Origin of the sequence: Methanolobus sp. ZRKC4 (assembly GCF_045291305.1) — an archaeon.
Classification (GTDB): Archaea; Halobacteriota; Methanosarcinia; order Methanosarcinales; family Methanosarcinaceae; genus Methanolobus.
Map to the genome: position 1 here is coordinate 1,346,776 of NZ_CP146983.1, position 20,924 is coordinate 1,367,699.

The window sequence follows — 20,924 nt, forward strand, 5'->3', positions numbered from 1 at the left end:
CTCAGATGAGCTTATCCGCAAGTTCCCTCATAAACCTAGCATTCAGATTGATGTCTCCTGTTTGCTTTATCTTATCCTGAATCCTCTTCAGAGTGCCTCTGTAAGCAATACCTACTTTTCTCCCCATCTTGACATCCAGTTGCATAATCTTATCCATGATATCCTGTTTATTGAGGAAAACTTGAGCCTGTCCTATATCCAAAGCTTGATCATCAATGTTGTTAGCCTCCTTTCCAATCAGAACAACACTGTCTGCATGGATATGCCTGCGTTTCATCTGACCAATATCACCTTCATACTTGTACTCAGGATGATCTGCATACTGCATTATTGTTGTATTTAGAGATTTAAAATAATGTGATCCTTGCTTGATCTCACCTGTATTGTAGTCTAAAAATGGTTCATAGACTATTTTCTGTGAATCTTTAGAGAAAGGAGCAAGAGGTTTGATAGTTTGTCCATCATCCTCAATGGTTTGAAAACCAACAGTGCAGAAATTAAAAGGTTTGATCTGTTCAGACCATGGTTTGCCTTCATTGATCGTCTTAAACCTCTTCAACACATTAGCAGTACTGACTGTGAGCCTTGAGATAGCATAGAGATTAGAATACCTCTCTTCAATATCTATTGGCTTTATAATCCCATAATGTAAGCGAAGAATATCCAGCCAGACATCAGCATGCCAGTCTTTATTACCATTAGGAAATGGATTAGTCAAATGGCCTAGACCATGTAGCTTGTAGGATCTCTCATGCTCATAGAAGCTAAAATTCTCACCTTCTTTGTTGTAAAGAGCATACCTCTTAGAACATATTCCATAGAACCACATATCCTCTTTTTCAGGTTTTAGCAAAGAGATGTCAAGGTCATAAGGGTTTAGGGGCTGGAAATAATCCACAATCTCCTGAGCGTGCTCAGGCGGAACAAACACAGAGTCGGTGTCCATGTAAGCATGGGCTGCACCAAGCTCTTTTACCTTGGCCTCGGCCATGGATAAAAACAGCCGTGCACCGGAAGTGATCATCACTGCAAGCAGTGGATGAAAGTACTTTCCGGCCTTTTCATATCTATTCTCAGAAGTATCAAAGCTATCAAGCCCATAGACTTCAATATCACTCTTCTTATCCTCTGGATTGAGTTCAATAAAGATCCCATAACTCATAGCATTAACAAGAATTTTGATAGCCTGTGCTTGACTCGATAGATGACGATACTCTGATGAGTCTCTATCCATACTCTTCATTCTAGTTTTGATATTCTGTCTCTCTTCAACAAAGGTCTGAATGAGATTATCTTTCTTAGGATCAACTTCAATACCAAGAATAGAAGATTTCACAAGACTATTTTGCATACCTGAAGGGACAAATCGAGTTGCTTCAACAATCTCAGGTACTTTCCCTGTCGAAAGCACAGAACCGATTACATCGAGCAGGGAAAAACATATTGGAGACTTGGAAGAAAGATAATTAACTCCTACATTCAAGCTTTGTTTCTTACCATTATAATCCATTCTTGTAGGTAGTATATCGTTGTCAGGAATGATCTTGACCATTCCAACAAAGTCTTTCCAATTTTCCTTATTCTGCAAGTACTCAAGAGATACCTTTGAAAGCAAGTCTTTGATCTCTTCAGTCGCATCCACAGTCCGTAATTTCTCGGCTATTATGTACTTCCACATATCCAGAATCATTGTAACAGATGGGTACATGCTGGTAAAATCAAGAACTGTAACTTTTGTGGGTTGCTTCCTGAACATACATTCACAACGGCCACCAAAGTAAGCCGTCATGATATTACCAAGGGTATCAGGTAAGAATAGAGGGTTTTGTTTGTGGAATGGTTGAATTCCCAACTGATCAAGAGCGTATTTTCCAAGGGAAGCTGCACTGAATATCTTTGTTAGAGGAATATCTATCTGGTATAGATCAAGTTCATCAAGCAATTTCAAGTACACGTCATAGGTTGATTTGACATCCATAATCAAATAGTCAATGTACCTTTCAGTAACAATACCGTGTTCAATACCTTTCATCTTCTTGTTTTTTGTGTCAAGCAACTCACATGCCTTATCAAGTGAGATACGTTTCTTTTGCAAAAGAACTTCAGCAAGTGTTTGAGCATCAAGGAAATGACCGGGAAAATAATCTTTACCCTTGTTTTGTTTGGTTGTAGAGAACTTATATGTGTAAGATTCTCCCATCTTACGGATGATTATGGGTGGATTGTAAGGATTGTCTGATAATGTAAGTGTAAATCCGCCTTTGTTTCCCTTCCTTGAATCTCCTGTTTTCTTTGCTATTCTGCTAATATCGAATGCTAGATTGAAACCAATGCAAAGAGTACCAAGACCGTATATTTCAGGATAAAATACCTCATCTACGAACTCTTTTAATGAATAGAGTGGAAGGTCTTGCTTTATTGGATATGCCAGAGTAACTTTATTCTCACGGTCATCTAACATAGAGGGGTCATGGAATAACCCTTCATGCTGAATGTATCCATCCTGGTATATCTGAAAGAAACCAATCTTTAGGTTTTGATATTGATCAGTTGTTGTTTCAGTATCAAAGACCAATACTCGGTTATGTCTCAAAGGAGGCTCTTTTCTTTGAGGATAGTTTCTATTAATAGGGTTGCACTTTTGAGTGAAAGCCCTTACAGCTATCTTAGACATTTACAGTCATCCCCATACCAAGATTGATTAATCGCTGTCCAAGATCCCTTAGTAAAGCACCAATTGAGATAATGTTAAAGGCTTTCAGATTTTGCAGAGAAGTATCTTTAGATCTTGTTTTAGGACTGAGTTTGTTCTGTTCTGCTGTTATCTTTATATGACAGTTCTGACATAGCGGCTTAACCCAGTCTGAATTATTCCTTCCATCAACATGATGCATTTCAATGACTTCTTTATTATCTTCTCCACAAACAGCACATGCAATAGGTGGTTTCTTGCCTTTCTTGTTTCTTCTAATGTAATTCGCATATTCATCTTTTTCCATAGTTTACACTCCTTAGTTTTTGTATATCTCTAAAAATTCAGGCTCTTCCTGAGCTTGTGTTATTTCGTGAAGTCTGTCAAGGTCTGTCTCAAAATAGTGGACTTTACCTTCAGCATCAATAATTGGTCTATCTCTGAACTTGTCAAGAAACGAAGGATCATTTCTGTTTACAGCTATTGATACATAGGCAAAGTACTCACCAATCAAAGACCGATCCTTGGAACTGGCTGTAACGATGGTTCTCTGCCCTTTCCCATTTTCATAGAATAGCATCTCAGCTTCGACTTTATCTGAAGCTGTGACTTTCCATTTCCCGCCTGATTTGTGGAGGTACTTTCCAAGATGTTTGACAGCAAACTCCTTGCCAACACCAAACCTTTCAATTACATGACTCAGGTAATTTCCATTTCTCATTTCCCTGAGCATTTTGATTGATAGGTGGCGGTCTCTCTTTTCCTGTGAAGAAAGAAGCTTCCAAGATCTTGTACTTAGATCATGGTCCTTTAGAGTTACATTTCTCAATTCTTTGAGAGCAAAGTTTGGGAAACGTTCATGCATTCGGATTATTCTTTTTGCATATCTGGTATCTCTCGGTTGAGCCTTTAACCATTGACCATAGGTTCTGTATTCCTTGGAAAAACGTTTCTTAGTCATAGTTCTTCCTCGGCTAACTTGAATAATGCTATTCGGAGCACTTCAGCCTGAGAGCATCTTAGTTTTTTAGATAGCTGTTCTAATTTATCCCTAAAATAGGGAGCTAACGTTATTGTTAGCCTGTTTGTAGGTTGACTTTTAATCATCAACATCCAAAATAACCGAATGTATTATATTCAATTGTGACATGTAATATGACATCTAATTTGATGTGTTTTGTCATATAATTAAGACAATTTTACATTTATTTAGTGGGATTTGTCCGATATTTAAAAAACATGACATTTATAAAAAAACAGAGGTGTTCTCATGAGTAAGCAAGGAAAAAGCAAAGATTTAGCTGAAGAATTGAAAGAATACCTCTCTAGCTACGGAATTGTAAAGAGGGAAGATATTATAAATGCCTACGAAAGTCACCGCAGCAAAAGAACAATTATTCGACGATTAGATGAATTGAAAGATGCTGGGTTCATAGATATATTAAAAGCTGGACAAGTTGAAAAATACGGCATTGAAGCACCGAATAAGAAATTCAAGTATGTTGTTCTAAAACAAAGCCTTGAACTGATAAAACACATTGATTCTGTTTTGGAGCTGTTTGATAGTGGAGATGATGAAGACAAACTTACAGCTTTAGCAGAAATAGATAGTTACAAAAATGTCTATTCATTGTATCCCTCACAACTGGATGTTCTTGTCAGGAATCTAGATGAAGATAATATTGAATTAACATATTATATTTTAGTTATTCTTTCTTACAATATCATTGATAAATGGAATCAACCAAGAGATGTTCCTGCTCTACTTGATAAATTGAGAATACTTTTGGCAAAAATCTCCTCATTACCTCAGAAACATTCAGCTCTAAGAGGTCATGTCATTGCTTTGCTTGGCATATACGAAGATGGGGCCGTAATTGACCAACTTACTGAGGATGCTCGAACAATGGATGATCTCTCAAATGTTAAAGATGAGTATGATAAAAGATATACAGCAAAAGTTATTGAGAGCCATCGGACTGTGCTTTTCGATCTTGAAATTGAGTTGAGGAAAGATGGGAAAAATACAAACGCCAAAGTTCTCTCTCAAATAAGGTATCAGGCAAAGAAGAATCTTGGTTTAGTAGAAAGTGGTGAGATTCCAGGAGTTGACTTAAAATGAAATTCCTGCTGCTAAATGGTCATGGCATTGATATGCGTGTGAGTGGTGCAAAGTTACATGTCAAAGATGGTAGGACTTCAGCTAATGAAGAGCCTGAAGAGTATGTGTTCTCTCCAAAAAGGATTGATATTGACCATATCATAGTTTATGGCAGAAATGGAAACCTGACTCTTGATGCTATTAGATGGTTGATTAAACACAATGTTCAAATCTCTATTCTAAACTGGGATTGTAAGCTCCTTACCACAATGCAACCTCCTGAAAGTACCAATGTCAAAATCAAGTTTGCTCAGTATCATGCTTTTGAGGATAATGAACACAGAATTGAGATCGCAAAAAAGTTCATTGAAGCCAAGTTTGATAAGTCCATTGTAGTTATGGACTATCTTAAACAAAGGTATCCTCAAATTGATTATGATTTCTCACCAGATCTGAAGAAGCTAGAATCTGCCAAGAAGGTTAGTGATATTCTAGGTGTGGAAGGTGGAGTTGCATACAAGTACTGGAATGAATTCTCAAAGATCGTTCCTGAGAAATACGATTATGAATCCAGAAGTGACCAGAGCCGGGGGGCCATAGCAGCCGGGGATATGGTAAATGTCATGCTCAATTATGGTTATACTCTGCTTGAAGCTGAATGTCTGAGAGCTATTAATACGGTTGGTCTTGATGCTCATGTAGGGTTTTTGCATGAGATGAACCCTAGCAAGAGCAGTTTAGCCTATGACCTGCAAGAACCTTTTAGATTCCTTGTTGATCTAGCTGTTATCAAGCTTATAGAGACTAATGGTATAGATAAGACGGATTTCATTAGAACTGAAAGCTATTCTCTGAGACTGAGGCCCACTGGCGCTAAGAAACTAACCGAAGCAGTCAACTCGTGTGTTAACACACGAGTTAGCTATCAAAACAAGATGTCAATGTGGAGTTATGTGATATTCCTGAAAGCTAGGGAATTGGCTCAGTATTTAGTTGGTAAACGACAGGACATTGATTTTGTTAATCCCCAGTATGCAACAAGGCGGCAGGATACAAGCGACATACGACAGAAGATACTCAGTATTTCTTATACTGATTGGAAAAAGCTAGGATTTTCTAAGGGTACATTACATTATATGAAGCAAAATGCGAAGGCAGATAAGCCTTTTACGCTTAATGCTCATGTAAGAGAACGTTTGGATAAGTGGGAGAAACTTGTTGCAAATGGTTAATTTTTGTGTCCTTTAGTTGTCCTTTTGTCGTTTTCAATGACAACTCAGGAGACAAATGCAAACGACAGACAAGAGACAGACTCAGGAGACATAGGCGACAATTAAAAACTACAATGTAAAATACATACTATCCGAAATTGTAACTTCAAAAATGATAAGAATAAATGATTATTACTTTCATTAATATGATATTTACAAAATCATAAATTTTATTAGCATTGAAGAAACTATATACTATTGAATGGAGAAAACAACTGACAATACCATTTCCACTGATCTGGAGGATAGGGTTCAATTTATTACAACAACACTAAGTTCAGTACCTTTGATCGGTGGTTTTATATCTGCTTCTGCAAATTTAGCAATTAAAAAAAGACAAGATAAAAGATTATCTGATTTTTTAGCTAAACTCAATGATAATACTGAATGTTGTGAATATAAAGAATCCATTCCTACTAATCATCATTTTTTAGGACGAGATGAAGATATAAAAAATATTAATGATTCTGGTTCAAGAGTTATCGTAATAGAAGGAATACCAGGAGTAGGAAAAACATATCTTGGCACTGAACTTGCTAAACAACATAATTTAGAGGGAAAAGTATTTTGGTATACAATCAACGAGATTGATTCAGCAAAAACTATTTTATGTCAATTGTCTTCATTTTTACATCAAAACAACTTTTCTAAAGCACATGGCTTACTCTGTAAAGGAAATAGTGATTTAAATTTTCTAAGCGATATTATAATTGAAGAATTAGACAAAGATTCATTTGTTTTGTTTTTTGATGATTATCATACTTTAAAAGATAGTCAAGCTAAAGCTATTTTTGAAAAATTAAAGAGAAATCTTAGAAAAAGCATATTTGTAGTTATTACTCGACCGTCTCCATTTTGTAAGTTTTATACAGAACATGATCTTTCTTCTGATAATATATTTCATGTCAGTTTAAAAGGGCTAAATTATGATTCTAGCAGGAAAAAATTATCTAATTTAGGTTGTAACGTAAATGAAAATACGCTTTTAAAGATTTATGATTTGACTGAGGGACACCCTATTGCACTTGAACTGATCTCTTTATATGATAAAAATGTTTACGATTTGGAATCCCTATTTAGTCAATCTCCAATCCTACCTGATAATCTAGTTTCTTATCTCTTTAATGAAATATTTTTAGGTTTGTCTACTGAAGAAAAACAGGTCTTAAAAGCACTTTCAGTCTATAGGACAGCCGTCAACATTGACGCTATAAAAGCACATGGATTGTCAAATGCAATTGAAACTTCCTTTAAATTATCCGGAAAGCACTTAATTGAAAAAAATGGCAAACTCTATTCATCTCATCCCATTATCAAGAATCTTTCATACTCTTTAATTGAAAATAAAGCGTCATATCACGACTTTGCAGCTGAATATTATCTATCCAAAAAGGTAGTTCAAACAAATGAGATAATCGAATTGCAATATCATTTGCTTAACGCTGGAGACGATTTAAATTCTGCTTTAATCACACTACACACTAGTGAATTGCTGCTTAGGCAAGGGTATGTAACTCCTTTGTTTGAACTCTTGCAACTGTACAAGCAAGAAACATTACCTCCCGAAGTTTGGATTTTTATTGGAACCATACTTGGAAAAATATATGTCATAAAACATGATCTTGATAGTGCTGAAAGCAAATTTACTGAAATGTTAGATTTGTCTTATAAGTTAGACTATGACAATGGTGTTTCATCTTTACTTAACAATCTCTCTTTAATATATCTAAATAAAGGAGATGTAACTAAATCCTTGGATTTTCAACTTAAAAGTTTAAGTTTATACGAACCTCAAGACGATATAAAAGGGAAAATAAGCTGTTTAATAAATATTGGTTCTGTATATTTAGAAATTGGTGAAGTAGATAAATCTTTTATGTATGCTAATGAAGCTTTGAGTGAAATTGAAAGCGTTAATTTTCCTGACATAGAATTGGTACTCTTTAATTTATTGGGTTTAATATACAGGGCTTACGAAGATTGGGATAAAGCAATGTCTATGTTTGCCAAATGCAAAAATATAGCAGTTGAAATTGGAGATTACAGTGGAATTGCAAATGCCAGTGCAAATTTGGGTAATATCTATGCAGATCGAGGGCAATTAGAGAAAGCTGAAAAAGAATATCGCCAAGAAATAAAAGCTGCAAAACAAAGTGAGGAGGTTCTTTCAATTGAGGCTGCTTATGAGAATTTTGCGACTTTATTGGCCGATAAAAAAGAATATGATAAATCTAATAAATGTTACAATCAAGTTTTAGATTTATGTTGGCAACATGGTTTAGTTCAAAACGCTGCTACAATTTATTCTAATATATCATCCAATTTCATTAACAAAGGTGATTATGATTTAGCCTTACACAATTGTAAATTAGCAATAAAATACGCTAAAAAGACAGCTTTCAAGGATAATTTAGCAAACTGCTTGTTAAACTTAGGTGAAATTCAAGAGAAACGATGCAATCATAAAAATGTTCTTGTTTTATATAATAAAAGTATCTCACTTTGTGAAGAAACAAAAAATAATTATACAAAAGCATTTGCCTATAATAAATTAGGAATTTTTTATAATAATAAAAATGATTTCGATGAGGCAATTAAGTACTTCAATTTGAGTTTGGATTTATTTTCAAAATTTAATTCAACAACTCATTGTTTAATGGTATGCCAAAACTGTATCATGATATATGATAAATTGGAAGATTATAATAATACTATAAAATTATATGAACGAATGGTAGTTTACCTTTTAGATTTAAACGATAAAAAGAAGCTTTCTTCTACCTATATGGAATTGATTCCTAAAAAATATCAACAACATAACTGGCTTGATTTAGAAAAGTTGTGCAATGACAAAATAAATCTCGGTCGAGAACTAAGTGAAAAAATGGATCTTGCTTCCACATATGGGTTTCTTGCTCTTGCTTTAAAATACACTAAAAAATATACTGAATCCGTCGCAGCACATAAAGAAGCTATTAGTATTGCCAAGGAGATTAATGATTTTGAGTTGATGGCAATGTTCATTAATGACATGGGCACTACAAATCTTATAATAGGAAACCCTAAAGAAGCTGAAGCGAATTATCTCCAAAGTATAGAGATTAAAGAATCAAATGGAAACGAAGTTGGAATTATACGAACATACTATAATTTAGGTATATTGTATGCAAGTATGGGGGACTTGCAAAAAGGACTTGAATATCTTGAAAAAGCTGATGACTTTTACTATCAACGTGGTGACTTTGATAAAGCTGACCAAGTTTTTAGCACAATTATTACAATCACATACACCAATCCTAAAGATATTATTGACTCACTTATCATTAAACCGTTTTAATTTGAGTTAAAATCGGCTCTGTAGAAAACCTAATTAAATCAACATCTATAGCCTAAATTCTGCAAAAATAATCAATATTCTGAACCACATTTCGAAATTTTATTGATATGCATAATTGTTTGAATTTATAGGATTTCTACAGAGCCTTAAAATCATAATGTAATGTAGATTTCATAGAGGCAGTTGAACTTCTCAAAATTGATTTTCTATATTTTGCAATTGGTATTAAAATCTATTTTTTAAGAGGTCTAATATTTTATCGTACTTATGTTTTTCATCCAGTTTACAAGCTGATGTATAATTAATTTCAAAATTATCTATTTCATTTGAATCATCCAAAGTCCAATAATAATAGTAATTGTTTGTATCATATTTTCTGTTTCTTATCATTTTGATGATGTCAATATTACCAGCTTCATAAATTGATTTATCAACTTTTTTAGGTAAATCTTCTTTAACTATACGGCATTGTCCAGGTTTGATTTTTGGCTTTACTTCTGAATTTAAGTAAGCAGAAATGTAAGCATTGCTAATGATTGGGTTTTTAGTAATGCCTGTAAATTCAATTCTATCTTGATAGCTAAATTCTCCATAAGCGATTGATGTTGTTACCATGAAGTTATCTCGTAACATAGCGATATTTAGCTGTTTGACTATATCCAACAACGATTTAAATGATTTATATATCCTGTTTGCAGACCTAGTTTCATTTCTAACAAATAAAATACAACAATCAGAAACAAATATACCCTCGACTTTGAATTCATTGTGCTGAGTTTTTAAAATCGAATAACCATTATGAAAAAAACTATCAATCGCTTTCACGGCTTTTTCAGGTTCATGCTTCATGTAATGTTTGAAACCAGAAATATCTACAAAAGCAACAAATGTTTTTCCATTATAAGTTTCAATAGGCATATTTTATTAAAGGTTTTTATTCATTAATTAATTTATTTATATTATTTTTTGAAGATCATAAACTTCACAAATCAAAGTGGTTCAAGATTTTTAATTTTTTCAATCTCACGTATTGAAACAATATGGCAATTTTCTAAAACATCTATAGGCTCTTTATTAGCTGTTATTAACACACTAACATATTTTTTTATTTTACTTGAGTCAAAGCCAAAGCGTTTCAAGTTGTTTTTAATATATTCTATTCGTCGTCTCTGCTTAGCCGGTTGCTCTTTAAATTTTTTGATTATTGTTTGCTCTCGAGTACCTGAAATAAATTCACTAGTTATAAAAACATGTTTACAATCAATCACAAACAATTTTTCAGTTTGATAACTATAAGCAACAATATCGATTTCGAAATTACCTGGATTATCTAAGTCTTCAATATTGACTAATTTTTTAGTAGCATCATTCGGTTGGTCAGTTTTCAATCCAATATCTTCTAAGATTTTGCATACTTTGTCCTCGAATATATAACTTTCTTCAGATAATTTATCTTTAAATTCCTGGGAATATAATGCTTTTAAAAGTTTTGCAAAAATGCCAAGTGTTAATGGTGGAACCAACAATTTACTTCCGTCAGCATAAATGAGTGGATAATTTATTTTATCTCCAACTTGTGATACAAGTAAATCATATGTCCTTTGAACATTGAAGCCATTAATTTTTATGATTTTTTTAAACTTTTTCTTACTTACACGAGTAAGTGAACATTCAAACTCCAGAGGAGTTTGTTTTTCAACTTCTAATGTATGAAGAAAAGATTGAGATAATTTAACAAGCAACTCAGTATATTCTAAATTGTTTTTAAATTTATCTTGTTTTAATAAATTATGATTATTCATTGAAAGTTCAAGTGAAGTTTTAAGGTTAAGTGCTTCAAGGTGTTCTTCAATTATAGCATCATACCTTATATTATTAATTTGGTTATTATATAATTCAGTAGCTGAAATAAATCCATTATCATTATAATTCTGCATTATATCTTTCCAATCATCATGAAACTTGAATACCTCTATGACATTGGAATTTGTTGGTTCGGGCATTTTAATTCTATTTACTATTTTGCCAATTTCAAAATCTAGAGTTATATCTTGTACTTTATTGGCTGGAACAAGAAGAACACTACCCAAATTATCATTTATAAGTGATCGTAATCTTAGATTTACATTTTTCATATTTGTTAGATGTATTAACTTTTGGAAATTAGAGTCAAGTGGATTACATATTTGAGATCCTTTACTACCTTCAATTATAACTTTCGAGATTAATTCAGTAAGAACTACATATTTTCTAAAATTAGGCCCTCTTCCGTCTAAAACAGGTAAAAGATAACCTTCTCGTGTTACAAATAGAATCGGTAATAAAGATTTAGCTTCAAAAAGATTTATTAATCTTTTAATTTCTTGTCCGCTTTTTTTTATATCTTCATTTAACACATTTTTGCTTTCTTCTTTAGATAATATTTTTAACCCTTCACAAGTTGCACACCAGATTTTCTGATAATCAGACCCTTTACCAAAAAATAGTTGTGAACCACACTCTGAACAAAACATAAGCTAATAGTGGAAGGACAACTATTTAAAAATTATCAGACCATAAATATAGACGAAATTTCAACTTTTAAAAATTCTGAGTATCTATTTTCTAAGATACCTATTACCCCACACAATTGTGCGACGGGTGTAATTCGAACCAATTCTATCTTCAAAACTTGGAATTATACTTTCAAATTTGCCTAAAATATCAAGCTTATCTCATTCTACCGTATAATTGGAAGCTAGATTCACCTCACTACCCTTCTCTGGAGATCTCCTCTGGACTGACTAGCCCACCCTCATCCTGGCAGAAGCACGCAACACTCACAGTTTTAACCAATCTATCATTTGCTTGAGGCTATCGCTTTTCAGTTATACTATTATGTATGATTAAACAACTGCTGCTGTTGCGGTGTTTGTCTTCGTCCAGTTCTGTAAGGTCCGCTCAGAATACCCTAGCAATTCAGCAACTTCTTTCCATGTCCTATTCTCCTTAAGTATTGGCAAAGCTTTGTCAAACGCATTACTTTTGTTTGTGAGCAGTCTTATCCTGTTACCGTCAACAAGATCCTTCTCTCCGCTGACCTCTTTGAAAGCATTCTGGTAGAATCGGTTTGCATATGCCTCCTTCATCGCTACGTATTTGTTCCATACCTCAAGTGGAGGATGAGGGATATAGAGAGGGTCAATGGTAGTATGATTACCCCCACTGAACAGGATAAGTGGCTCAAGCTTTGTAAAATCAAATACCGGGTTGTGATTGATCCTCCAGTATTTAGCCACACCCAGGTTATTCTTGAAATCTATGGTCTTTGTTTCAATGACAGCATGGAGTAATGTTTTTACCTGCTTGTCAATGAACGACATTGAAGGGACAGTGAATATGACACATAGGTTCAGATGCCTGAAAAGCTGTGTCACGTAACCTATCAGTTTGTTCTGGATCCTCTGCCATTCCCTGGCTGGGATTCCTACACCTGCCTCGTCAAAAATAAGAGCCTGACCCTTCTTCATTTTAGGAATATATTCCAGGAAATCTTTTGGCGTGAAAACGATACGGGGATTATCCTCAAATGAAGGGTCTATTCTCCTGGCCAGCTCTACAGCATCCGCACTTTTTCCGGATCCGGTTTCACCCACCATGACACACATGAAATTCTTATCTTGCTCATTGATCCGGTGGCGGATCATGCCGGCAACGGCATCAATACTGGAGCTCATGGTTAACCTCTATCACACCAGTTTGCTCTTCAGCGAAGATATCATCTTTTCCACAGGCTGCACTTGGCAGGAACCTCTTCCTGTGCGCTAATCTCATCAAAGCCCTGTGTTTGCGTCTGACCAGGTCCTGCTCAATGCTGAGCTGAATTTGCTTTAGTTCATTCGGGGTTTTTGCATCAACACTATCTGTTTTCATCATCTCTTTCAATTCGGACTTATACTGTTTGTCCTTGTACGGATCCATTATGTTGTCCAGCTGCTCCACCAATCCTAAAATTGCTCCATTATTCTGAAATGCGGCATTCTGGACAATGAAATAATTGATCTGCAGAATAAGGTCTGTGAAATTGACTACCTGCAGGTTTGAACTATCTGCATATATGCGACTCATTTATTCACCTTTCAAGTTCTTGGAAATGACCAACGTATTCTCGTTCTTGATAGCAACACAAACGCTCTCCCCAACCTGTGCCCAATTTGAAGGGATTGTGACGGCTATTGAATGGCCTTTTTTCGATACTTTCCTGACAGATATGTTTTCCAGTTTTGACATTAATATTATCCCATTTAGCATATTCACTATCCCTTTTGTGTTATTAAAATATTAAATGTAGTTATTAGTGACTACAAGGGATTACTTTCTTGTCCTATTTATATAATGCACATATATCTTTCAGTGTCAGGTTGTGATACTTATGAATGAAAATATCAAAAAAGTAGCAAATTATCCGATCACTGTCATGATGATGCTTGTGGGAATGTTCCTGGTACTAGTTGATATGCTGGCAGCTGCCTTAAATGGCAAGTTTGTACAGGATGAAGCTGGATCAAGCAACGTGATAGGGGTCATTATCTCAACGATCATATTGCTGTATGTTGCAATTATCCTGGTAGGACAGTTCCAGACCCAGGCAGATGAACAGATGAATTCCGGAGCCCTGGCAAACGATACGCAGGCTCAGGCTGCATATGACAATGCAAAATCATCCGGATGGGGTGCGATCAATCTCATGGGAATGTATCCGTACATCCTTGGTGCGGTGGCGATCCTTGGAGTTGTCGTCATGATCAGCAGATAAGAGGTCGATATCGATGTATATCGACTTCTATTATCTTCTTTTTCTCCTTTCTGCAGGTTCTTTCATAGCTGCATTTGTGTTTCCTGAAAAGGATAACAAGTTGCTGTTCTCGATACTTTCCACGGTAATGTGGATCCTGACAGGCCTTGCATCATACTATGTTGAAAAGGTCAGTGTCCAGGTTGTGGGTGATCAGATCATAGAGCATACTACAGCGATCTATTCCACCAGTTTTGCCATGGTCTGTGGAGCGTTCATGGCAGTGTCACTCATCTATAGTGTCATCACTGGCCTGAGCTTCCTGCAGGAGATCAAGGGAATAAAAGAAAACGAGGGCATAAAATATGAGTGAAACAGAAGAAATTCCAAGATCTGCATATATGGGTTCTATTGCAGAGCTGATCGGAACTCCTGGGGATGTATCCTATGCACTTCAGGAGAAGTATTTTCCATTTATTAACAAGGTCATGCAGCTTAGCAATCTGACCAAAGATCAGATCATTGATATCCAGGACGATCAGGAATTAGCCCGGATAGAAGAGATCAATGGAAAACGCAGGTATGAGATCAGCGATACATATACAAGACTTGATTTCATCCAGCTGCGTGCATATTCCACTGCAGCTCTATCACTTTCATTAAACGGGTTTGCCGTCAAGCAGATCGCAGGAGTTCACAAAAGCATCGAGTACCGTGATACGCAAAAAGGCAACATGGGTATTCTTGGAAGCTTTTTGAAGAAGGGAGGAAACGCCAATGAATAACGCACAGTTATTTAATCTGGTCATGACCTGGGCATTGGTATCCTCTCTATTGCTCATACTCATTGTTCGCTGGAATCCACATGCAATTCGCATAGCTCTGGCAAAAAGGCTGGTATGGGTATGCGATGCTGATGGTGAACTTACTCCAGTCAAAGCAACCCTTGACAGTCTGGCCTATAAGACCAAGAACCACGGTATTTTCGAGTTTGGCCGTGAAGATGTTGTCAGGTATGGCAACAAGCCTGGAATTATCGTATATGCTCCGTATTCCCAGGCAGTCAGACCACAGGTACTGCCAGCAATACAGGCTTTGAAAAAATACGGGATTGAGAGGTATGACCAAATGATGGCAATTCTTTCAGCTCAGGAAATGACACCTGCAGAGTTCAAAAAGTTTCAATCACAGGAGGCTAAACAATGACTATCGCTGTCAAGAACGATGATGGAACAGTTGATATCCTCATAGGCAACGGAGCAGGATGGAATATGACTGCAGCTGATTACTTTGCTATCAGGGAGACGTATGAGAACGGAGCGATCCTTAACCAATGTGTTCTCCGTCCGTCTTCAGTCATCAATTATCTGAAGGAAAGTAATCCCCGGCTCTTAGAAGCAGAGATACAGATCGAGAAGGACAAGCTCCGGAGAAAACTGCAAAACCAGGCATATGACTTTGCCAAGCTTGCTCTTCCTTTTGTGATGATGCTCATTGGTGCTGTAGTTGCTATCAAGATGCTGGATGGCGGAGGGGCTGCAACAATTGCACAACAGGCTGCAAGTGTAGCTACAACGACAGCTCCGATCACACTTAGTTAAGGAGATAAAATGGGAACGTATAAGCTCTCCAGTCAACGCAGAACAGAAGGCTCTGGTTCTAAGAAGCTCAGGGAACACAGAGAATCAACCTCTTCCAGTTCCAGCAAGACCGAAACACCAGCTGAGTACAGGGCAAAGGTTGAAGCACAAAAGTCAGCCAAAACACAGCAAGCAGCTCAGGCAAAAAAGGCAAGAGAACAGCAGATAATCAATCAGTACCAGTCGCAGATGGATCCTTATCAAAGCAGGGTACTGCAACCTGCAAGCTCCACAACATCTCAGGTATCCATAGTATCTGAGACTAGGCAGTCCGTCCCATCACCAGTAAGGCCTGAATATCAAGCAGCATATGCTGAAGCACAAAGTACCAGTCCACACCAGCTGCATGGCAGTGATCCTGCTTCAAGGATGAGCATTACCTCTACACCTAATGTTGATAACGGACTGAACCTGCCAACAGAAACCACTCCTCTAGGTGTAGAATACTCCAGGCTTCAAGACAAAGTGTCAGAGAAGATCCCCACATACGATGCTTTGATATCAAAAAGAAACGAGTACGAACTTTCTCATCCTACAATGCTCAAAGCTCACACTGCAGTGTATGACACTGCACACCAGAATGAGAATGTAGGAGCTGCAGTTGATACATTTTCCTCTTTTGGAAAAGGCGTATACTCCGGGGTCCAGGAACATCCGGTTGATATCGCTCTTATGGTTGGTATGGGTGCCCTTACAGGTCCTGCCATGGGAGTACTGAGTAAAGCTCCGGGAGTTGCCAGGGCAGGAGCTGCAGTAACCAAGATCCCTGTAGTCGGGAATACCATTGCAAGGTATGGGGCAGGAGTGGGACTGACTGGCCTGTATGGATTAGATCTTAATTCCAGGATAACTGCACCGGTCCTGACAGGTGAGGGATTTGAAAGGGATCCTACAACCCAGGAAAAAGCTGAAAGGTTTGGAACGGCGGTTTCCACAGAAATCATTCCATTTACAATAGGTGCCGGAGCAGGAGCTATGAAATCAAAACTTCCTGCTATCACTTCATCAAGTACGGAACAGGGTTTCTTATTGAAAATGAAAGTTCCGGAAGCTGTGAAAATACAGGAACCAGTAGTAAAACCAACGACAGAAGCGACCTACAAAGGGTCTGCTTTTGGTGTCGATTCTTTTGAAATTAAAGCCGTAAACCGGGAAATCACAACCATCAAACCACAGCAGCCAGCCACAGATGTCTTGATCGGCAAAAAAAGCGGAGGCTACACTGACATATATGTCGAGCTCTCAGATAAACAGGCAGCGGCAATATCAAAACAATATACTGGTAAGCTTAGAAACATCAAGACATCAGAAGGTTCATTTGTTGAATTTGAGCCAACTGGCAAAATAGAATCAGCTATCTATGAAAAGTCAGGGGCTACAAAGATCAATGCACCGGACACATCCGGGTTGATCGGTGACATGCCTGAAATTAGCACAACAAAGTTCACCAATCCTTTCAGAGTTGAAAAGCGAGTAGATCTGCAAAAAGGTGAGCTTACCATTGGTGATTCGAATGTGCTACAGCTTCCTGAATTCACTAGAGAAATTAATGTAGATGGTAAGGTTGTTAATGATTTTAACATCTACGACTACTATAAAAAACCAGATTTTCAAGAACCTAAAATGCTTGAATCTGGTCTTGTAAAGGATAGGTCACTCAAGAACTTTATCTCTGATGAGCAGGGGGCTTTGGCAGTTAAGCCCAGGTACAATGTAAAGGATCCATTCATTGGTGAAATGCCTCCTATGACCCTGAAGTCTGTCAAGGTAGAGCAACCACTTGCAACATACAAAGACTCCGATGTTTCAATGATCGATAGGACACAAAAGTTCTCTGACATCAATGAAGCAGCAAAACGGAATATTGATCCATCATCTATACAGGACTCTATCATAAGTACTCAAATAAAGCAGTTCTCAAATTCAAAAAGAAGCGCTAATCCCTTAGGCTTAGTGTTTTCTGTGGGGTCAACAGTTCCACAAATAAAACCTATTCCAGATTCATTTCCCAGGCCAAACACCAACAATGAGAAATCCACTAAACCTTATCGTGATAGTATTCCTGAACCATCTCTGATGCCTGATGTGAACCCTTCTCCAAGGCCTCGGGGAAAACAGAAGGAAACCATTCCGGATCCAGTTTCACAAATATCCCGATCTCTTGCATCCATGGAAGTACCACCTGTTATCCTACCAGAGATTCCAAATTATACTCCCAGGAGAAAGGCTGCAGAAAAGAGAACTACAAAGCGTGGGAGCGGTAAGGAGAAGAATCTCTTTAATCGGTATGGCAATCCCCTGGAGGTTCCAAAAGGACTTGATAAGGCGTTCAGGAGACTTTAAGCATGGGAGCTGTGGGTGCATGGTTCAGGTTTTTTGCAGGGATGTTTACCATTGCAGCTACGGTAATCTTCTCAGAGCCAATTTTTGATGTCATGGATGATTATGCCACCACCCTGGGAATATATAATCATCCTACTCTGGTGTTTGTGAGAGGAGCTCGTTATTATTCTCTTATCCTGGTAGGCATTGCACTCATGATCAGTGCGTTTGCCGAGTCAACTACTACTGAAAGCGGTGGATATTACAGGTGATTGTTTGAAGCTTAGACTATTTCCTGTTCTTGTCGTGTTGCTGCTCAGTATTAATATGGTGGCAGCCGAGGAATATCCCTATTATATTGATAACACTAATCTAACAACAGTTGTGGATATATCTGGCAGCAGCAATCTCACACTATATGTAGAAAAAATACCCGGCTATACTCCAAACGGCGAAGCAGTTTATACTTTTTTTGAGAACTGTTCAGGTGATTTCTCAGAATGGACAGGGCAAATAGAAGAAGGAACTGGCTCTTTTACAGGAAAAGGAAAAGTAGGGGGGGTATATTCTTCATCTTCTGATATGGCTCGTATAACAAATGAGCAAGAAGATGGCTTTATTTTAGAATTTGATTTTTACGGCGTTGCACCAAATTCATATGGTTGTTCTGTTGCTGTCGGGAGTACTGCAATAGATGATAACACAGCAGGTTATCTGCATCAATCATCTAGCAGTGGCCAGTTTTACTATAATGGTAACATGTTCTATGATGGTGTGATGAGCACTTGGTACCGTATAAAACTTGTAACTTCAAGTAAATCTAATCAGGTTTGGTATGTTTACGACATGGACGGCAACTTGTTAGGAACCTCTACAGAAGGTACAAACACAAGATCTGCAAATTATGTGAAATGGAAACAGAACTGGGTAACAAGTACATCAGTATATGAATATCTTGACAATGTAACTATTCGGCAGTACACTTCAAATGAACCGACAATTTCCGTTACTGACGCAGGAACGTATTATATTATTGAAATTCAAAATAATGAAGCGACCCAGCTCAATGATTATCAGATATCTGTACCAATCGTTGACATCGATATTAACACCACTACAGAAAGTATCAAAATCACAGATGAAGCCCCATATCCAGTGGTGTCTGTCTCCCTCATAACTCCTCTTAATGCCTCAATAACTTCTAATGGATCTTTGCAGTATAGTGTTTCAGGCAGTGGTAATCTAAGTACTATAGTGTATATTGATTCATCACCGATATGGTCAGGTGCAATTGATGAGGGTAATAATACATTATCCCCCTCTCTCTTACAAGGTGTGCATTCCTGGTATGTTAATGCATCATCCACCGTAGGAGCTAACACAACATACAATCTTTCAGACACATGGTATTTTACATATGACTCAATAGACCCTGCAATAAGCAGCATTGATATTGACCCGGATTACAACAACATAGCCGACGGCACAGTAGTACACACTAATATAGAATGGTCAGATACTAACTTAAAAAATGCATCGTTCTATGTAGATTATGGCTCCGGCTACTCCCTGGAAGAAAGCACCACATTCTCATCCACTACAGAATGGTTCAACACCACCATAGACACCACTGGCTATACAGGTGAGGTTATTAGTTGGTATCAGGTATCATATGATGAAGCCGGAAACAGCTATACATACAGCGACTCATTCAACGTGGTCCTGAATGCACTGAACATCTATGTCTATGATGAAACCACATCTAACTCGATTCTCCCTTCTTATGTAGTGATCTATAACGAAGATATCAGTAAAGAAGCCACAATCTCAGAAGCAACGAACATATCCAGTCTAAGTTACGACAGTCTATCGACTGATAAATATATAGTTCGTGTTTCTGCAGATGGTTACTATTCCAGGAACTCAATAATCTATGTGGATATAACCAGCCTTGCAGAGCTTAATGTATATCTCCCATCTGAGAATGAAACCGTCATATTCGACCAGTTTGTACTCACTGACAATACTGGTGCCTACAATGAGGGAGATTGCATTATAAGATTGGATAAGCCTCTCACAAATGGCACTGATACTGTATTCTCTTCATACTTTGACTTTGAAGGGATTACTTCCACTTACCTTATTGCAACTGATCAGTACATTCTCTACATCGAAACTCCTGACAGGACCATAAATTACGGATGGTTGACTCCGGATGCAGACGGTGTGATAGATATTGTGCTCAGTGATTCTCCTGTAGATCTAACGGAGCAATGGTTGAGCTATTCATTTAATCATGATGATTCCGGAGTGATTTCCCTTTCCTACGAGTCAACCCTGGAGATTGATAATTGCATGTTCTGGGTGAACGCCACAAACGGAACAAACTTATACACGGCTTCCAGTGCTACGGACTCAGGGAGCTTCACTTTTACAGGGGATATCAATAGTACCTATTATGTTGGTTTTGCTGCTCTGAGCGTTTCTGGAGAGGACATAGCAGTCACCAGACTTGTGACCTGGAGCGGTGATGGTGTACAACCGGAAAGACTGATATTATTGCCTGAGGACGCACCAGACTGGCTTTACAACCTTATCAGTGCAGGGATTGTTGTAGTCTCCATCTTGATTTTTGGCCAGTTCCGTGCTGATGTGGGCTGTGTTATAGGGGCTGCATTTGCAGGCTTGTTCTGGTATTGGGGCTGGCTGCAGGTCACTGGTATTGTAATAGCAATAGCTGTGATCATTGCAGTATCTGCTATGATGCATCGCTCCAGGAGGACCTGA

At 37.3% G+C, this 20,924-nt stretch carries 19 protein-coding genes; 11 read left to right on the top strand and 8 right to left on the bottom strand.

The window, feature by feature from the left end; translation table 11 throughout:
• Position 1: 1 nt before the first annotated feature.
• Genes V7O67_RS07080 through V7O67_RS07090 form a run of 3 tightly spaced genes read right to left on the bottom strand, consistent with a single transcriptional unit; the run spans position 2 to position 3,653 of the window.
• Positions 2-2,674, bottom strand: coding sequence for a hypothetical protein (locus V7O67_RS07080; RefSeq protein ID WP_342305550.1), 2,673 nt, complete (start codon positions 2,672-2,674; stop codon positions 2-4).
• On the bottom strand, positions 2,667-2,999 hold the full coding sequence (locus V7O67_RS07085; protein WP_342305549.1) for an HNH endonuclease signature motif containing protein: 333 nt from the start codon (positions 2,997-2,999) through the stop codon (positions 2,667-2,669). The genes V7O67_RS07080 and V7O67_RS07085 overlap by 8 nt, the downstream gene beginning before the upstream one ends.
• A 12-nt stretch (positions 3,000-3,011) precedes the next feature.
• Positions 3,012-3,653: a hypothetical protein gene (locus V7O67_RS07090; protein WP_342305548.1), complete on the bottom strand. Its 642-nt coding sequence runs from the start codon at positions 3,651-3,653 to the stop codon at positions 3,012-3,014.
• A gap of 309 nt (positions 3,654-3,962) precedes the next feature.
• Between V7O67_RS07090 and V7O67_RS07095 the strand changes: the two genes are divergently transcribed.
• The 3 genes from V7O67_RS07095 to V7O67_RS07105 all read left to right on the top strand — a co-directional run bounded on the left by V7O67_RS07095 (position 3,963) and on the right by V7O67_RS07105 (position 9,401).
• Positions 3,963-4,814: a hypothetical protein gene (locus V7O67_RS07095; RefSeq protein WP_342305547.1), complete on the top strand. Its 852-nt coding sequence runs from the start codon at positions 3,963-3,965 to the stop codon at positions 4,812-4,814.
• Positions 4,811-6,025 (top strand): CRISPR-associated endonuclease Cas1, encoded by a 1,215-nt coding sequence (gene cas1 / locus V7O67_RS07100; RefSeq protein WP_406671337.1) that lies wholly within the window; start codon positions 4,811-4,813, stop codon positions 6,023-6,025. The genes V7O67_RS07095 and cas1 overlap by 4 nt, the downstream gene beginning before the upstream one ends.
• Positions 6,026-6,266: 241 nt before the next feature.
• On the top strand, positions 6,267-9,401 hold the full coding sequence (locus V7O67_RS07105; protein WP_342305545.1) for a tetratricopeptide repeat protein: 3,135 nt from the start codon (positions 6,267-6,269) through the stop codon (positions 9,399-9,401).
• Positions 9,402-9,626: 225 nt separating this feature from the next.
• On the opposite strand, the gene V7O67_RS07110 is transcribed toward V7O67_RS07105, so the two are convergent.
• The 5 genes from V7O67_RS07110 to V7O67_RS07130 all read right to left on the bottom strand — a co-directional run bounded on the left by V7O67_RS07110 (position 9,627) and on the right by V7O67_RS07130 (position 13,670).
• Entirely contained in the window at positions 9,627-10,319 is a 693-nt protein-coding gene (locus V7O67_RS07110) for a hypothetical protein (RefSeq protein WP_342305544.1), read from the bottom strand.
• Positions 10,320-10,390: 71 nt separating this feature from the next.
• Positions 10,391-11,914, bottom strand: coding sequence for a hypothetical protein (locus V7O67_RS07115; RefSeq protein WP_342305543.1), 1,524 nt, complete (start codon positions 11,912-11,914; stop codon positions 10,391-10,393).
• A gap of 372 nt (positions 11,915-12,286) precedes the next feature.
• Positions 12,287-13,117, bottom strand: a complete 831-nt coding sequence (locus V7O67_RS07120) for a zonular occludens toxin domain-containing protein (RefSeq protein WP_342305542.1) — start codon at positions 13,115-13,117, stop codon at positions 12,287-12,289.
• Positions 13,101-13,508: a hypothetical protein gene (locus V7O67_RS07125; protein ID WP_342305541.1), complete on the bottom strand. Its 408-nt coding sequence runs from the start codon at positions 13,506-13,508 to the stop codon at positions 13,101-13,103. The genes V7O67_RS07120 and V7O67_RS07125 overlap by 17 nt, the downstream gene beginning before the upstream one ends.
• A complete protein-coding gene (locus tag V7O67_RS07130; protein WP_342305540.1) occupies positions 13,509-13,670 on the bottom strand; it encodes a hypothetical protein in 162 nt (53 codons plus the stop codon).
• Between the two features lie 142 nt (positions 13,671-13,812).
• Here V7O67_RS07130 and V7O67_RS07135 point away from each other — a divergent pair, with 142 nt between their 5' ends.
• Genes V7O67_RS07135 through V7O67_RS07170 form a run of 8 tightly spaced genes read left to right on the top strand, consistent with a single transcriptional unit; the run spans position 13,813 to position 20,924 of the window.
• Positions 13,813-14,196, top strand: coding sequence for a hypothetical protein (locus tag V7O67_RS07135; RefSeq protein WP_342305539.1), 384 nt, complete (start codon positions 13,813-13,815; stop codon positions 14,194-14,196).
• A gap of 13 nt (positions 14,197-14,209) precedes the next feature.
• Positions 14,210-14,548, top strand: coding sequence for a hypothetical protein (locus V7O67_RS07140; RefSeq protein ID WP_342305538.1), 339 nt, complete (start codon positions 14,210-14,212; stop codon positions 14,546-14,548).
• Entirely contained in the window at positions 14,541-14,960 is a 420-nt protein-coding gene (locus V7O67_RS07145) for a hypothetical protein (RefSeq protein ID WP_342305537.1), read from the top strand. The genes V7O67_RS07140 and V7O67_RS07145 overlap by 8 nt, the downstream gene beginning before the upstream one ends.
• Positions 14,953-15,381: a hypothetical protein gene (locus tag V7O67_RS07150; protein WP_342305536.1), complete on the top strand. Its 429-nt coding sequence runs from the start codon at positions 14,953-14,955 to the stop codon at positions 15,379-15,381. The genes V7O67_RS07145 and V7O67_RS07150 overlap by 8 nt, the downstream gene beginning before the upstream one ends.
• Complete coding sequence (locus tag V7O67_RS07155; RefSeq protein WP_342305535.1) at positions 15,378-15,776, top strand: hypothetical protein; 399 nt, start codon at positions 15,378-15,380, stop codon at positions 15,774-15,776. The genes V7O67_RS07150 and V7O67_RS07155 overlap by 4 nt, the downstream gene beginning before the upstream one ends.
• Before the next feature lie 9 nt (positions 15,777-15,785).
• Positions 15,786-18,158 (top strand): hypothetical protein, encoded by a 2,373-nt coding sequence (locus V7O67_RS07160; protein ID WP_342305534.1) that lies wholly within the window; start codon positions 15,786-15,788, stop codon positions 18,156-18,158.
• 2 nt (positions 18,159-18,160) lie between these two features.
• Complete coding sequence (locus tag V7O67_RS07165; protein ID WP_342305533.1) at positions 18,161-18,409, top strand: hypothetical protein; 249 nt, start codon at positions 18,161-18,163, stop codon at positions 18,407-18,409.
• 4 nt (positions 18,410-18,413) lie between these two features.
• Entirely contained in the window at positions 18,414-20,924 is a 2,511-nt protein-coding gene (locus V7O67_RS07170) for a hypothetical protein (RefSeq protein WP_342305532.1), read from the top strand.

Coding starts and splice junctions, on each gene's coding strand:
- V7O67_RS07080 (WP_342305550.1), bottom strand. CDS start 2,674: ATGTCTAAGATAGCTGTAAGGGCTTTCACTCAAAAGTGCAACCCTATT.
- V7O67_RS07085 (WP_342305549.1), bottom strand. CDS start 2,999: ATGGAAAAAGATGAATATGCGAATTACATTAGAAGAAACAAGAAAGGC.
- V7O67_RS07090 (WP_342305548.1), bottom strand. CDS start 3,653: ATGACTAAGAAACGTTTTTCCAAGGAATACAGAACCTATGGTCAATGG.
- V7O67_RS07095 (WP_342305547.1), top strand. CDS start 3,963: ATGAGTAAGCAAGGAAAAAGCAAAGATTTAGCTGAAGAATTGAAAGAA.
- cas1 (WP_406671337.1), top strand. CDS start 4,811: ATGAAATTCCTGCTGCTAAATGGTCATGGCATTGATATGCGTGTGAGT.
- V7O67_RS07105 (WP_342305545.1), top strand. CDS start 6,267: ATGGAGAAAACAACTGACAATACCATTTCCACTGATCTGGAGGATAGG.
- V7O67_RS07110 (WP_342305544.1), bottom strand. CDS start 10,319: ATGCCTATTGAAACTTATAATGGAAAAACATTTGTTGCTTTTGTAGAT.
- V7O67_RS07115 (WP_342305543.1), bottom strand. CDS start 11,914: ATGTTTTGTTCAGAGTGTGGTTCACAACTATTTTTTGGTAAAGGGTCT.
- V7O67_RS07120 (WP_342305542.1), bottom strand. CDS start 13,117: ATGAGCTCCAGTATTGATGCCGTTGCCGGCATGATCCGCCACCGGATC.
- V7O67_RS07125 (WP_342305541.1), bottom strand. CDS start 13,508: ATGAGTCGCATATATGCAGATAGTTCAAACCTGCAGGTAGTCAATTTC.
- V7O67_RS07130 (WP_342305540.1), bottom strand. CDS start 13,670: ATGTCAAAACTGGAAAACATATCTGTCAGGAAAGTATCGAAAAAAGGC.
- V7O67_RS07135 (WP_342305539.1), top strand. CDS start 13,813: ATGAATGAAAATATCAAAAAAGTAGCAAATTATCCGATCACTGTCATG.
- V7O67_RS07140 (WP_342305538.1), top strand. CDS start 14,210: ATGTATATCGACTTCTATTATCTTCTTTTTCTCCTTTCTGCAGGTTCT.
- V7O67_RS07145 (WP_342305537.1), top strand. CDS start 14,541: ATGAGTGAAACAGAAGAAATTCCAAGATCTGCATATATGGGTTCTATT.
- V7O67_RS07150 (WP_342305536.1), top strand. CDS start 14,953: ATGAATAACGCACAGTTATTTAATCTGGTCATGACCTGGGCATTGGTA.
- V7O67_RS07155 (WP_342305535.1), top strand. CDS start 15,378: ATGACTATCGCTGTCAAGAACGATGATGGAACAGTTGATATCCTCATA.
- V7O67_RS07160 (WP_342305534.1), top strand. CDS start 15,786: ATGGGAACGTATAAGCTCTCCAGTCAACGCAGAACAGAAGGCTCTGGT.
- V7O67_RS07165 (WP_342305533.1), top strand. CDS start 18,161: ATGGGAGCTGTGGGTGCATGGTTCAGGTTTTTTGCAGGGATGTTTACC.